Origin of the sequence: Microbispora triticiradicis (assembly GCF_005864065.1) — a bacterium.
Taxonomy (GTDB): Bacteria; Actinomycetota; Actinomycetes; order Streptosporangiales; family Streptosporangiaceae; genus Microbispora; species Microbispora triticiradicis.
Window position 1 is genome coordinate 137,805 of sequence record NZ_VANP01000002.1, and the last position, 14,346, is coordinate 152,150.

The window sequence follows — 14,346 nt, forward strand, 5'->3', positions numbered from 1 at the left end:
GCGTAGGTCGGATTCGGTAGAGCGCGAAGCAGGGGGGTGGCTGTGGGGGACATGAGAAGTCGTCAAGCCGTCGCCGCCGCTCGAGTACTCGGACGCCCGCCTCCCCGGCGGCAGGCAGGGCGCTCGGCACCGTGATCAGTGCGGTGTTCGGGGGAACTCCACATCGAAGTCATCGCTCCGGGGCCTCTCGTCGGATCCACGGTCGTGGCGGTCGCTCGGGACTGATCCGACGTTGGCACGTCCCGCCGACATTTCCCCGCATCGCACTCGGCGTGTCTCGAAAGTGGTATTGGAATCGATGCCGGATGCCCGATTGACGAACACATTGCCGAGCGGTGAGGCGACTCACAGGAGGGGATGGGGTTCACCTTACGGGATCGGCGGAGTTTTTCGCGTCCCCCGGGAACCCCAGGTGGTGGGTCCGGGCACGGGGCGACCTCCGGGCATGGCAGGCTGGTGCCGTGAAACCCCAGCTCGCCGAATCCGTCTTCGTCCGCGCCTGCCGGCGCGAGGCCGTCCCGCACACCCCCGTCTGGTACATGCGACAGGCCGGGCGCTCACTGCCCGAGTACCGGAGGGTGCGCGCGGGTGTCGAGATGCTCACCGCCTGCGCCACGCCCGACCTGGTGGTGGAGATCACCATGCAGCCGGTCCGCAGGTACGGCACGGACGCGGCGATCTTCTTCAGCGACATCGTGGTCCCGCTCAAGGCGATCGGCGTCGACCTGGACATCAAGCCGGGCGTCGGCCCGGTCGTCGGGACCCCCATCCGCGACAAGGCGGGCGTCGACACCCTGCGGCCGCTGGAGCCGGACGACGTGCTGTACGTGACGGAGGCCGTCGGCGCGCTGACCGGCGAGCTGGGCGGGACCCCGCTGATCGGCTTCGCCGGAGGGCCGTTCACGCTCGCGTCGTACCTCATCGAGGGCGGCCCGTCCAAGAACCACGACCGCACCAAGGCCATGATGTACGGCGAGCCCGAGCTGTGGCACTCCCTGATGGAGCGGCTCGGCGCGATCACGCTCGCCTTCCTGCGCGTGCAGGCGCTGGCCGGGGCGTCGGCCGTTCAGCTCTTCGACTCGTGGGTGGGCGCGGTCGCGCCGCAGGACTACCGGACGTACGTGCTGCCGCACACCAGCCGGATCTTCGCCGGGCTCGCGGACCTCGGGGTGCCGCGCATCCACTTCGGCGTCGGCACCGGCGAGCTGCTCGGCGTGATGGGCGAGGCCGGCGCCGACGTGGTGGGCGTCGACTGGCGGGTGCCGCTCGACGAGGCCGCGCTCCGGGTGGGCGCGGGCAAGGCGCTGCAGGGCAACCTCGACCCGGCGATCCTGCTGGCGCCCTGGGAGGTCGTCGAGAGGCGGGCCAGGGACGTGCTCGAACGCGGCCGGGTGGCCGAGGGGCACGTGTTCAACCTCGGCCACGGCGTGCTTCCCTCGACCGATCCCGACCAGCTCGCCCGGCTCACCGACCTCGTTCACGAGGCGTCGGCCCGCTGACCACCGCTCCGGGTCCTACTCGGGCTCGTCGCCGGGCGCCTGCGCGGGTCCGGGGGTGTACGCGGGTGCCCGGACCGGCGGACGCGGCGCGGCGGGGCCGGGAGACGCGGGGGGTGCGGGAGGCGCGGCGGGCCTGCGCCGGCGGACCCGGCGCGCGATCTCCCGTCCGGCCAGCCACAGCACCGCGCCCACGGCGAGCCAGGGCAGCAGCACGCCCACCACGGTCAGCGTCACCCCGGTCGCCGAGGACAGGGCGTCCCACCCGGCCCGCAGCCCGGCGAGGAAGCCGGGCGCGTCCTCGGTCTTCTTCGGCTGCGGGGAGGGGGAGGCGCCCGGCTGCGGGAACAGGGTGAGCGTCAGCGTGCCCATGCCGGTCTGCCCCTCCAGGGCCTTCTGCCTGGCCTGCAGCGACTCCAGTTCGGCCTCGCGGCTGGAGATCTCCCGTTCGATCTCCATGATCTCGCCGATCTTGTCGGCCTTCGACAGCAGCGTGCGGAACTGGCCGAGCGCGGCCTCGGCCGATTTCACCCGGCTGGCGACGTCGGCGACCTCCTCGGTGACGTCCTCGGTGTTCTGCCGCATCGACTTGCGGACGCCGAGGTCGCGTCCGAGCTGGGCCAGCACGCCGGAGTAGCGGTCCGGGGGCACCTTGAACACGATCACCCACTGACCGCCGCCCGGGGAGTGCTCGCCGCCCGCGTAGAAGTCGCTGCGCTCCTGGGCGACGTACCCGCCCGCGCCGCTGACGACCTCCTTGGCGCGGTCCGCCGCCGCCGTGACGTCCTTGGCCTCGACGATGAGCTCCGACGTGTAGACGATGGCGCGGTCGGCCTGGCCGAGCTTGACGTCGTCCTGCTTCCCGCTCCCGCCGCCGGACGCGGCCTTCGAGTCCTGTGCCGAGCCTCCCGCCGATCCCTCCGCCGATCCCTCTCCGGGAGCCTGCTCCTGCATGGCGGGCACGGGCGCGGCGGCGTCGCTCGCCGCCTGGCCGCTCGACGAGTCGTCGCCGCCCCCACACCCCGTCAACAGAAAGGCGACGGCCGCCAGGGCCGCCGCACCGTACCGGATTCGACTCATGTCAGTACATCGGTTCACCCGCACGGACAGTTCGACGCCGGCGATCACGATGGCATCACAATGCCTCTGGTCATCGCCGGCGTCTCGCCGCTGGGGGGTGAAGACCCGTGGGCCCCGGCCGGGCCGGGCCGGAGCCCACGGGGTCGTGCCGGCTGAGTACTCGCCGAGTACTAGCCGAGCTGCCTGATCAGGTCCGCGGCGTCCCGGACGAGGACGTCGCTGACGGCCGGGTCGGACACCTTCTTGCTTTCTCCGGCGAACTCGATGAACTTCTCCAGCCTGCCGACGGCCTTGTGGTTGCGGCCCTTGCCGACCACCTGCTCCTCGGCCTTGTCGAGCTCCTTGAGCAGGGACTCACTCTTGATCTTGCCCGCCGCCTTGAAGGCCTCCAGCAGCGCGCGCACGTCGGCGAACGAGGTGGTGACCTGGAAGGTGACGGTCTTCTCGGTGGTGAAGCCGGCCTTGTCGCGGGCGGTGACGGTCAGCGTGTTGTCGCCGAGCGGCAGCGTCCACAGCGGGATCGCCGCCCCGGACTCGACCGTACGGTCGCCGATCTTGGCGGTGACGCTCGCCACGCCGGAGGCCGCGTCGGTGGCCGAGAAGACCGGCGTGATCGAGGCCGAGTCGCCGTACGCCTTGCTCTCGACGCCGCTCACGTCCACGGCGGGGGCGGTCTTGTCGATCTTCACCGTGACGGTGCCGATCTGCGAGACGTTGCCGCCGCTGTCGGTCGCGCGGTAGCGGACCTCGGTGGTGCCCTCGGTGCTCAGCGTCACCGCGTTGTTGGCGTTCAGCCAGGTGGTGCCGCCGTTGACCGAGTACTGCCGGCTCGTGACCGTGCCGTTGTCGGTCGCGGTGACCGTCAGCGTCACATTGCCCTTGTACCAGCCGTTCTCACCGGTCGGCTGGGCCGGGTTGAGGGTGGCGGTCACGGTCGGCGGGGTCTTGTCGGCGACGCCTTCGCCCACGAAGGTGAACGCGTCCACGTCCACGCCGCCGGTGGAGGTGACGTAGAGCCTGCCGCTGCCCGTGGGGGCGTTCTTCAGGTCGGTGGTCACCGTCTGCCAGCCGGCCCCGGCCGGGATCGCGACGGTCGCGAAGGGCTCCGCGGTCGGCGAGTTCCAGCGCAGGGACAGGGTGCCCGCGCCGGTCGCCTGGGTCTTCACCGAGGTGATGCCGGCGAAGTTCACCGGGTCGTAGCCGATGTAGTCGCCCGCGTCGAGCGAGGTGACCTTGTTGAGGCCGGACGCCGTCGAGTCCGGGGTCTTGGTGACGCCCTTGCTGTCGTCCCCGTGCTCGGCCTGCATGAGCTTGGGGTTGAGGATCAGGGTCGTGTCGCTGGAGGCACCGGGGATGCCGTTGGCGCCGTTGTCGCGGTAGCTGACCACGACCACGCCGAAGATGTTCTCGGTCACGCCGTGCTCGGGAGCGTCCGCGGGGGTCGCCCAGGTGATGGTGCAGCCCGTGCCGGTCGTGATCGGGTGGGCGTGCGTGTCGTGGCCGAGGCCGAAGGTCCACGCGACCCGGCTGCAGGTCGGGTTGTCGCCGTCCTCCTGGTCGGTCACCTTGACCTTGAACGGAACCGCGTTGCCCCAGTCGATGAAGCCGCCGTTTCCGGGGGTCTCGATGGAGACCTTGGGTGCGGTGTTGCCGACGGTGATCTCAAGGGTGGCGAGGCCGAACCGGCCGCCCGCGTCGGTGACCCGCAGCCGGGCGGTGTACTGCCCGAGCTTGTCGTAGGTGTGGGTCGCCGTCACGCCCTTCGCGTCGAACGTGCCGTCGCCGTCGAAGTCCCACTCGTAGGTCAGGTCGCCGGCCTCGGAGTCGGAGGACTTGGCGCCGCTGAACTCGACGGTGAGCGGCGCGTTGCTGCCCGACGTCTTGTCCGTGGTGATCTTCGCCTGCGGGGCCTTGTTGCCGGGCGAGTAGTCGATGCGGTAGAGGCCCGAGTCGGGGTTGGCGCGGAAGAAGCCGTCGCCGTACTCCAGCACGTACAGCGCCCCGTCGGGACCGAACTCGAGGTCCATCGGGTTGTCCGTGATGGGCATCGCCATCTTGGTCAGCTCGGCGTTGGGCAGGACCTGCTCGATCTTGGTGACCGGCCCGTCGGAGCCCGAGACCGTGAACGCCGCGAGGTAGTCCTGCGAGAACTCGCCGAAGAAGAACTTGTTGTCCCAGTACGCGGGGAACTTCGTCGCCGACTTGTTGTCCGCGTCGAAGTGGTAGACCGGGCCGCCCATGGGGGCCTGGCCGTTCTGCACCGGGTCGAACTCGGTGAGCCCGGACCACTCCGCCGGCTGGTCGCTCGCGCGGTCGCCGTAGTACAGGTCGGCCGGGGTGGCCGGGGGCAGCTTCTCCAGGCCGGTGTTCCAGACGGAGTCGTTGGTCGCGCCGCCCGCGCAGTCGAAGAACTCACGCGGCTTGGAATTCGCGTAGTCCCAGTGGTTGTAGTTGAAGTTGTTGCCGGTGCAGTACGGCCAGCCGCCGTTCATCGGCTTGTTCAGCGGGGTGACGTTCCACTCGACGAGACCCATCGGGCCGCGCTGGGGGTCGGCGGCGCCGGCGTCCGGCCCGTAGTCGCCCCAGGAGAGCGTCCCGGTCTTCGAGTCGACGTCGATGCGGAACGGGTTCCGCACGCCCATCACGAAGATCTCGGGCCGGGTCTTGGCCGTGCCCTTCGGGAAGAGGTTGCCGTCGGGGACCGTGTAGGAGCCGTCCGCCCCCACCTTGATTCGCAGGATCTTGCCGCGCAGGTCGTTGGTGCTGCCCGCGCCGCGGCGGTCGTCGAAGCCCGGGTTCATGCCGGGGGCGTCGTTGTTGGGCGCCATGCCGTTGGCGCCGGGGGTGCTGGCCGGGGTGTTGTCACCGGTGGCCAGGTAGAGGTTGCCGTCGTCGTCCCAGTCGAAGTCGCCGGCGACGTGGCAGCACTGCCCGCGGTTGGTCTCGACCTTGATGATGACCTGCTCGGTGGACAGGTCGAGCTTGTCGCCGTCCCACTTGAACCGGGAGACCTGGTTGTAGCCCTTCCACTGGTCCCAGTAGGACACGTCGGCGCCGGCGGGCAGGGAGTTGGGCGCCGATCCGGCCGGGGTCTCCGCCGGGTACGGCCCGGTCATCTTCCTCGGCGCGTAGTAGACGTAGACCCACTTGTTGTTCGCGAAGTCCGGGTCCAGGCCGATGGTCTGCAGGCCGTCCTCGGAGTTGTTGTAGACGTCGAACTTGTTGATGATCTTCGTCACGCCGCTGGCGGGGTCGGTCAGCCTGAGGTCGCCGTTGCGCGCGGTGTGCAGGACGCGGCCGTCCGGCATGACCGCCATGTCGATCGGCTCGCCGACGTCCTTGGTGAGAGTGACCTTCTCGTAGTTCTGCCAGTTCAGGGCCGGTTCGTCGGCCGCCTGTGCGGGTGCGGCGGTGAACGCCGCGAACGGGAGTGTCAGTGCCGCGGCGAGACCGCCGAGCACGATGCGAGTACGCTTCAAGTCTGCTGCGCCTCTTCTCTTCCTGGGGGGTGGCAAGGCAACGGCGGGCCGCCACGAGTGCCGCTGCAATGGAACACGTGGCGGTCCGCCGATTCTCGGCGGCTGATGAAGATCGTCAGCCGCGAAGCTTGGAGATGTTGTTGTAGCTGAGCGCGGCGTACTGCAGCGACTGACCCGGGTTGGCGGTGCCGCCGGGCGCGTTGTCCTGCTCGTACATCGGGTTGTGGTAGCCCTTGGCGCCCATCTCCGAGAAGAAGGACTTGTAGTCGATGTCGCCGGTGCCGAACGGAACCATGTCGTAGCCGTTGGCGGTACCGGTGTTGATCTTGCCGTCCTTGGCGTGGAACAGCGGGAACCGCATGGTCTGGGCCTGCACGACGCCGAGCGGGTTGAAGATCTGCGTCTGCGCCGAGCCGTCGGGCGCGGTGTAGGTCTTGTGCTTGTACTGCGCGACGTGGGCCCAGAAGATGTCCATCTCCAGCCACACGTGCTTCGGGTCGGTGTTCTGGAGGAAGTACTCCAGGCGGCGGATGCCGGAGGAGCGGGTGGGCCGGCCCTGCGCGTCGAGCGGTCCGCTGTCGAGCAGGAAGCTGTAGGCCACGTCGTGGTTGTGGGTGTACAGCTTGAGGCCCGCCTCGGTGGCGATCTGGCCGAGAGCGTTCCACTTCTCGGCGGCCACGTCCCAGTCGGCCTTGTAGGCGCTGCTCGTCGGGTCGTTGCCGGTGCCGACGTGCTTCATGCCGAGGATGTTGGCGATCTCCAGGTGGAGCTTGAAACGGTCCAGGTCGGCCTGGTTCAGCGGCCAGGAGCCGGGGATGAAGCCGTGGTTGCCCTGGGCGGCCAGGCCGCTGTCGTCCAGCCAGCCGCGCAGCAGGCGGGCGCCCGCGACGCTCTCCAGGCTGGCGCCGCCCTCGGCGTTGGCGTGCTGGGCGTAGCCGGCGAACTCCACCTGCGCGTAGCCGATCCGGCCGAGCTCCTGCAGGACGGCCCGGAAGCCGGACGGGAGGTTGCTCGACAGCGGGTCGCGGCTGATCGCGTCCCGGACCGTGTAGAGGATGATGCCGCGCCGCGGCGGCGGGACCAGGATGCCGTTGGCGGCGCGGGCGACCGACTTCATCGGGCCGGCCGCGGTGACCGCGGCGACGGCCGCCATGCCGGTCGTGGCCGCGAGGAACTGGCGTCGGTTGAGCCCCAGCTTGCGTCCGAGGTTTCCGGCCGTCTCCATCTCTTCTTCGTACGCACTCATCTGTCTTACTAACTCCATCTGCGTGGAAGCACCTGGGTCCTCGGGTGGGTCCTCGGGGGGTCAGGTGTGTGCGGAGCACTTGACGAGCAAGTTACGCCTCTTTCACCGAGCGTGGAAGAAGTTTCGTCATGATCTTTTGAACTTTCTACCGTCAGAGGACAAAGTTCCCCGCAAGGAGGTTAGGCGACCAGGGATTTCGGGTGGGAAGCGAGGGGCGGAAGGGGTGGTGGACGATCTTGAGCTCACCGCTTCATCGCAGGTAGATGAACTTTGTGTAGCAAGCCGGAAACTTTTGCTTGTGCGTGGCAAAAGGTCCCACTTAGTATCCGAATGTTCCGGGGTCATCCTTCATACCCGAGTTGACGGGAGAGTTACAGTGCCCATCGGTGTCTGGCTGGTCGGCGCCCGGGGGTCCGTCGCGACCACGGCAGTGGTCGGAGCGGCGGCGGTACGGGCGGGAGCCGCCCTGCCCACGGGTTGCGTCATCGAGGCCGCCGGCTTCCCCGGCGACTTCCCGCCCCTGGCCGACCTGGTGTTCGGCGGCCACGACGTGGTCGGTACGCCGCTGCGCAAGAGGGCCGAACTGCTCGCCCAGGCGGGCGTGCTTCCTCCCGCCCTGACGACTCTCCTCTCGGCGGACATCGACGCCGCCGAGGCCGAGATCCGGCACGGCTACGTCCCCGGCGTGGAGACCCAGGCGGAGGCCGCGCGCCGGCTCGCCGGCGACATCGCGGACTTCCGCGAGCGGCACGGCCTCTCCCGCGTGGTCGTGGTGGACGTGTCCTCGACCGAGCCGCCGGCCGAGGTGCCGTACGCCCGGCTCGCCGACCTGGAGGAGGCGCTGGCGTCCGGGGCGGACGCGCTGCCGCCCAGCTCCCTCTACGCCTACGCGGCCTTCCTGACCGGCAGCGGCTACGTGGCGTTCACGCCCTCCGCCGGACCGACGCCGCCCGCCCTGGACGAGCTGGCGCGGCGCAACGGCGCTCCGTACGCGGGACGCGACGGCAAGACCGGGGAGACGCTGATCAAGAGCGCGCTCGCGCCGATGTTCGCCGGCCGCGCGCTGCGGGTCCGGTCGTGGTCGGGGCTCAACCTGCTCGGCGGCGGCGACGGCGCCACGCTGGCCGACCCCGCCGCCCGGGCGAGCAAGTCGGCGAGCAAGGCGCGCGCCGTTCCCGCGATCGTGGGCGAGGAGGTCGAGGGCCTGACGCACATCGACTACGTCGCCGACCTGGGGGAGTGGAAGACCGCCTGGGACCACATCACGTTCGAGGGGTTCCTCGGCGTCCGGATGACCATGCAGTTCACCTGGCAGGGGTGCGACTCGACGCTGGCCGCCCCGCTCGTCCTCGACCTCGTCCGCCTCGTCGCGCGGGCGCAGGAGGCCGGGCACAGCGGCGTGCTGCCCGAGCTCGGCTACTTCTTCAAGGACCCGCTGGGCGGCGCCGGGCACGACCTGCCCGCCCAGTACGCCCGGCTGGTGGAGTTCGCCCGGTCGCTCGCGGACGAGGCACCGACGGGCGACCGGCCGTGAGGGCCTGGCTGGAGCTGGTCCGCGCGCCCGCCGCGCTGTCCGTCCCCGGTGACACGCTCGCGGGGGCGGCCGCGGCGGGGCGGGCCGCCCGGCCCGGTCTCGCCGCGGCGTCGGTGCTGCTCTACTGGGCCGGCATGGCGCTCAACGACTGGTCCGACCGCGACCTCGACGCGGTGGAGCGGCCGGAGCGGCCCATCCCCTCCGGGCGGATCAGCCCGGCGGGGGCGCTCGGGGTCGCCGTCGCGCTGACCGGCGCCGGGGTGGCCGCCGCCGGGATCTTCGGCGGACGGCGCGGGCTGGCGCTCGCGGGCCTGCTCGCGGGTTCCGTGTGGGCCTACGACATCAAGCTCAAGCACACGCCGGCCGGCCCGGCCGCCATGGCGGCCTGCCGCGTGTTCGACGTCCTGCTCGGCGCGGGCCCCGCCACCCGGGCCGCGGCCCCCATGGCCCTGGCCGTCGGCGCGCACACGTACGGGATCACCCTGCTGGGCACCGCCGAGGTCGACGGCGCCGAGCCTTCGACGATCGTCGGCGCGATGGCCGCCACCGGCGCGACCGCCGCGCTGGCCGCCGTCGCCTGCCTCGGCGGCAAGAGCGGCGGCGGAACCGCGGAACGCCTCGGCGCCGCCGGGCTGATCGCCGGGTATCTCGCCACGGCCGGGCGCGCCCAGGTGGCGCTGTGCACCGACCCCGACCCCCAGCACGTACGGCAGGCCGTGCGGATGAGCATCCTCGGCCTGATCCCGCTGCAGGCGGCGGCCGTCGCCGGGCGGGGCAGGCTCGTCCAGGCGGCGGCGCTGCTCGCCGCGCTGCCCGCCGGCCGGTGGCTGTCGGCGAAGGTGGCCACCTCGTGAGCGCGCTCCTGAACAGCGTCCCCGTGAATTGGGCGTACTGCACCAACGGCTTCCGCGACCACCCGCTCGACGAGGCGCTGCGCGTCCTCGCCGGCCTCGGTTACACCGGTGCGGCGATCACCCTCGACCACGGTCACCTCACCCCCGACGCGCCGCCCGCCGAGGTGGACCGGATCGCGGGGCTGGCGCGGCGGCTCGGCCTCGCCCTGGCCGTCGAGACCGGCGGCAGGTACACGCTCGACTCCCGGCGCAAGCACTTCCCGACGCTGCTGCACGCCGAGGGGGAGGCGCGGGCGGACCTGATCCGCCGCGCCATGCGGATCGCGGCCGACCTCGGTGCCCCGGTGGTGCACTTCTGGAGCGGCATCCGGCCGCCGGAGGTGCCCGAGGCGGAGGCGTGGGACCGGCTCGCCCGGCACTGCGAGGGCCTGCTATCCGAGGCGGAGCGGGTGGGCGTCACGCTCGGGTTCGAGCCGGAGCCGGGGATGCTCGTGCAGGACCTCGCCGGGTACGAACGGCTGCGCGGCCTGCTCGGCGGGCACCCCCGCTTCGGCCTCACCCTCGACATCGGGCACTGCCGCTGCCTGGAGCCGTACGACGTGCCCGAGTGCGTCGAGCGGGCGAAGCCCTATCTGGTCCACGTGCAGATCGAGGACATGCGGCGGGGCGTGCACGAACACCTCGAGTTCGGCGAGGGCGAGATCGACTTCCCGCCCGCGCTCGCCGCCCTCGACGGCTTCGGCGGCCTCGTGGCCGTCGAGCTCGCCCGGCACAGCCACGCGGCTCCCGACGTGGCGAGAAGGTCGATCGAATTCCTGAGGAGGGCACATGACCTGGCTGGCGCGGGCCGTAGCCGACGTTGAGCGCGACCCGGAGACCGTCCACGCGCTGTTCCCGAGGGCCGCGCGCGACGGCGGCCCCGGCGCCCGCGTGGAGCTGCTGAGAGCGCTCGCGAAGGCCGGGCCGGAGCCGGCCGAGGCCGTCACGAGGCTCTACTGGCAGGGCGACGCCTCCGAGCGGCTGGACATCCTGCGGGCGCTCCCGGACCTCGACCTCGGCCCGGCCGCCCTGCCGCTCGTGCACGACGCCCTGCGCACCAACGACACCCGGCTGGTCGCCGCCGCGCTCGGCCCGTACGGCTCGGCCTGGCTCGACGACCACGCCTTCCGGCAGGGGGTGCTCAAGTGCGTCTTCATGTCCGTTCCGCTAGCCTCGGTCGAGGGCCTCGACCGGCGCTTCGACGAGGAGCTGCGGCGCATGCTCGCGGACTTCGCCGCCGAGCGCCGCGCGGCCGGACGTCCCGTTCCCCCCGACGTTCTCGAGAGGCTCTGATTCCCATGCGGATCTTCGATCCCCACGTCCACATGACGTCCCGCACCACCGACGACTACGAGCGCATGTACGCCGCCGGGGTCAGGGCCATCGTGGAGCCGGCCTTCTGGCTCGGCCAGCCGCGCACCAACGTCGGGAGCTTCCTCGACTACTTCGACGCGCTGCTGGGCTGGGAGCCCTACCGGGCCGCGCAGTACGGCATCCGCCACCACTGCACGCTCGCGCTCAACCCCAAGGAGGCCAACGACCCGCGGTGCCTGGGCGTGCTCGAGGAGCTGCCCCGCTACCTGCTGAAGGACTCGGTGGTCGCGGTGGGCGAGACGGGGTACGACTCCATGACGCAGGAGGAGGAGCGCGTCTTCGAGGCCCAGCTCGCGCTGGCCGAGGAGCACGGCCTTCCGGTGCTCGTCCACACGCCGCACCGGGACAAGGCCGCGGGGACCCGCCGCACGCTCGACGTGGTCAAGGGGATCGACCCGGGGAAGGTGCTCGTCGACCACCTCAACGAGCTGACCGTCGGCATGGTCCACGAGGCCGGCTGCTGGATGGGCTTCTCGATCTACCCCGACACCAAGATGGACCCGGACCGCATGGTCGCGATCCTCAAGGAGTACGGCACCGAGCGGATGATCGTGAACTCGGCCGCCGACTGGGGACGCAGCGACGTGCTGAAGACCCGCGAGGTCGGCGAGGCCATGCTGGCCGCCGGGTTCACCGACGACGACGTGGACCAGGTGCTGTGGCGCAACCCGGTGGCCTTCTACGGCCAGAGCGGGCGCCTGGTCCTCGACGACGTCGAGTCCGGCGGCGACTACGAGGGCAACACGATCCTGCGCGGGACGCGCTGACCATGCGCCTGCGTCATCCCGCCGGTCCCGTCGTCCACCTGGCCTACTGCACGAACGTCCACCCCGCGGAGGACCTCGCGGGAATCCACGAGCAGCTCACCGGAGTCGCCGCGCGGGTGCGCTCGCTGACTGGCGCCGGGCGGCTCGGGCTCGGTCTGTGGCTGTCGCGCCGCGCCGCCCGGGCGCTGCGCGACGACCCCGCCGAGCTCGCCCGGCTGCGCGCCCGGCTGGACGAGCAGGGGCTCGAGGTCGTCACCCTCAACGGCTTCCCGTACGGAGGCTTCCACGACGAGGTCGTGAAGCTGCGCGTCTACCGGCCGGACTGGGCGGAGCCGGAACGGCTCGCCTACACCCTCGACCTGGCCGAGATCCTCACCGCGCTGCTGCCGGACGACGTGACCGAGGGCTCGATCTCGACGCTGCCCCTCGCCTGGCGCACCGGCTGGACGCCGGCCAAGGCCGCGGCCGTCAACGCCAGCCTGGCCGTGCTCGCCCGGGGCCTGCGGGCCCTGGCGGAGCGCACCGGCAAGACGATCCGGGTCGGCTTCGAGCCCGAGCCGGGCTGCGTCGTGGAGACCACCCCGCAGGCGGTGGCGCTGCTCGGCGGGGCCGACCGCGACCACCTCGGCGTCTGCCTGGACGCCTGCCATCTCGCCGTCGGCCTGGAGGAGGCCGCCGACGCGGCGGCCCTGGGGCTGCCGATCGTCAAGCTCCAGGTGTCGTCGGCGGTGGAGGCGCCGCCGGGCGGCCAGCACGCGCTCGCGGCGTACGTGGAGGAGCGGTACCTCCACCAGACGCGGTGCGCGGCGGGCTACACCGACGACCTGCCCGAGGCGCTGGCCGGGGCGCTGCCCACGGACCTGCCGTGGCGCACGCACTTCCACATGCCCCTGCACGCCGCGCCCCCGCCGCCGCTCACCACCACCTCCTCCTATCTGGAGGACCTGCTGCGGCTGCTGGTGACCCCCGCCTCCCCCCACGGGGACCTCGCCGCCCCCCTCACCCGGCACCTCGAGGTGGAGACCTACACCTGGAGCGTGCTGCCCGGCCCGGTGGACATCGCCGAGGGCATCGCCGCGGAGCTGGACTGGACCCGGCGGCGGCTCGCCGCCCTCGGACTTAAGGAGATCTGATGGCGCCCGTCGTCGTCGTCAACGTCGTCGGCCTGACCCCGCGCCTGCTCGCGCACATGCCGAACGTCGCCAAGGTGGGGGCCGCGGCCACCCTGAAGCCCGTGCTGCCCGCGGTGACCTGCACGATGCAGGCCACCCTGCTGACCGGGGCCATGCCGCGCGACCACGGCATCGTCGCCAACGGCTGGTACTTCCGGGACCTCGGAGAGGTCTTCCTGTGGCGGCAGCACAACCGGCTGATCCAGAGCGAGCAGCTGTGGGACGCGGTGCCGGGGATGCGTACGGCCAACGTCTGCTGGTGGTACGCCATGGGAGGCTCCAGCGACTTCATCGTCACCCCCCGGCCCGTCTACTACGCGGACGGCAAGAAGGACCAGGACTGCTACACCCGTCCTCCGTCGCTGCACGACGACCTCGTGGCCGAGCTCGGGGAGTTCCCGCTCTTCTCCTACTGGGGGGCGAACGCCAACATCGCCTCCTCCAAGTGGATCATCGCGGCCGCGCGGCGCATCCTCACCCGGGAACGGCCGGACCTGCTGATGGTCTACGTGCCGCACCTCGACTACGACCTGCAGCGGTTCGGCCCGGACGCGCCGCAGGCCGTCGCGGCGGCCCGTGAGGTCGACGCCGCCCTCGCGCCCCTGCTGCGGGAGGACGCCACCTTCGTCGTGGTGTCGGAGTACGGGATCACCAACGCGTCCCGGCCGGTGGACGTGAACCGCGCGCTGCGCCGGGCCGGGCTGCTGGAGGTCTACACCCAGGCCGGGATGGAGTACCTGGACCCCTGGGCATCCCGGGCCTTCGCCGTGTCCGACCACCAGATCGCCCACCTCTACGTGCGCGACCCCGCCGACCTGCCCCGCGTCCGCGACATCGTGGCCGAGCTGCCCGGCGTGGACGAGGTCCTCGGCCAGGAGGGCAAGGCGAGGTACGGCCTCGACCACGACCGGGCCGGCGACCTCGTGGCCGTGGCCGACCCGGACGCCTGGTTCACGTACTACTACTGGCTGTCCGACGATCGCGCGCCCGACTTCGCGAAGCTCGTGGAGATCCACCGCAAGCCCGGATACGACCCGGCCGAGCTGTTCATGGATCCGGACGACCCGTTCGTGAAGCTCCGCGCCGGCGCGGCGCTGGCCCGCAAGAAGCTGGGCTTCCGCTACATGATGTCGGTGGTGCCCCTCGACCCGGCGCCGGTGCGGGGCAGTCACGGCCGCCTGCCCGACACGGCGGCGGACGGTCCGGTGCTGCTGGGCCCCTTCGAGGGCGAGTCCTACGCCGCGACGGAGTTCAAGGGCCTGCTGACGCAGCTGCTCAAGGGCTGAGAGACACCTGTGACAAGGC

11 protein-coding genes are annotated in these 14,346 nt (G+C 71.5%); 8 read left to right on the forward strand and 3 right to left on the reverse strand.

Annotated elements, in window-relative coordinates:
* Positions 1–461 precede the first annotated feature (461 nt).
* Positions 462–1,499, forward strand: a complete 1,038-nt coding sequence (gene hemE, locus FED44_RS05745; RefSeq protein WP_138459996.1) for a uroporphyrinogen decarboxylase — start codon at positions 462–464, stop codon at positions 1,497–1,499.
* A 15-nt stretch (positions 1,500–1,514) separates the two neighbouring features.
* Here the strand turns inward: hemE and FED44_RS05750 are convergent, their stop codons facing one another.
* The 3 genes from FED44_RS05750 to FED44_RS05760 form a co-directional block, all read right to left on the reverse strand.
* A complete protein-coding gene (locus FED44_RS05750; RefSeq protein WP_138459997.1) occupies positions 1,515–2,576 on the reverse strand; it encodes a DUF4349 domain-containing protein in 1,062 nt (353 codons plus the stop codon).
* A gap of 170 nt (positions 2,577–2,746) precedes the next feature.
* Positions 2,747–6,055 (reverse strand): PQQ-dependent sugar dehydrogenase, encoded by a 3,309-nt coding sequence (locus FED44_RS05755; protein ID WP_208758850.1) that lies wholly within the window; start codon positions 6,053–6,055, stop codon positions 2,747–2,749.
* 115 nt (positions 6,056–6,170) lie between these two features.
* Complete coding sequence (locus FED44_RS05760; RefSeq protein ID WP_138459998.1) at positions 6,171–7,301, reverse strand: sugar phosphate isomerase/epimerase family protein; 1,131 nt, start codon at positions 7,299–7,301, stop codon at positions 6,171–6,173.
* Positions 7,302–7,677: 376 nt separating this feature from the next.
* On the opposite strand from FED44_RS05760, the gene FED44_RS05765 reads away from it, so the two are divergent.
* Genes FED44_RS05765 through FED44_RS05795 form a run of 7 tightly spaced genes read left to right on the forward strand, consistent with a single transcriptional unit; the run spans position 7,678 to position 14,327 of the window.
* Positions 7,678–8,835, forward strand: coding sequence for an inositol-3-phosphate synthase (locus FED44_RS05765; protein ID WP_244301741.1), 1,158 nt, complete (start codon positions 7,678–7,680; stop codon positions 8,833–8,835).
* Positions 8,832–9,689: an SCO3242 family prenyltransferase gene (locus tag FED44_RS05770; protein WP_138460000.1), complete on the forward strand. Its 858-nt coding sequence runs from the start codon at positions 8,832–8,834 to the stop codon at positions 9,687–9,689. Before FED44_RS05765 ends, FED44_RS05770 begins: the two co-directional genes overlap by 4 nt.
* Positions 9,686–10,552, forward strand: coding sequence for a sugar phosphate isomerase/epimerase family protein (locus tag FED44_RS05775; RefSeq protein WP_244301742.1), 867 nt, complete (start codon positions 9,686–9,688; stop codon positions 10,550–10,552). The genes FED44_RS05770 and FED44_RS05775 overlap by 4 nt, the downstream gene beginning before the upstream one ends.
* Positions 10,518–11,021, forward strand: a complete 504-nt coding sequence (locus tag FED44_RS05780) for an EboA domain-containing protein (RefSeq protein WP_111699525.1) — start codon at positions 10,518–10,520, stop codon at positions 11,019–11,021. The genes FED44_RS05775 and FED44_RS05780 overlap by 35 nt, the downstream gene beginning before the upstream one ends.
* 5 nt (positions 11,022–11,026) lie before the next feature.
* Entirely contained in the window at positions 11,027–11,869 is an 843-nt protein-coding gene (locus tag FED44_RS05785; RefSeq protein WP_111699526.1) for a TatD family hydrolase, read from the forward strand.
* Between the two features lie 2 nt (positions 11,870–11,871).
* Complete coding sequence (eboE, locus tag FED44_RS05790) at positions 11,872–13,002, forward strand: metabolite traffic protein EboE (RefSeq protein WP_111699527.1); 1,131 nt, start codon at positions 11,872–11,874, stop codon at positions 13,000–13,002.
* Complete coding sequence (locus FED44_RS05795) at positions 13,002–14,327, forward strand: alkaline phosphatase family protein (RefSeq protein ID WP_111699528.1); 1,326 nt, start codon at positions 13,002–13,004, stop codon at positions 14,325–14,327. The genes eboE and FED44_RS05795 overlap by 1 nt, the downstream gene beginning before the upstream one ends.
* The last annotated feature ends 19 nt before the right edge of the window (positions 14,328–14,346 follow it).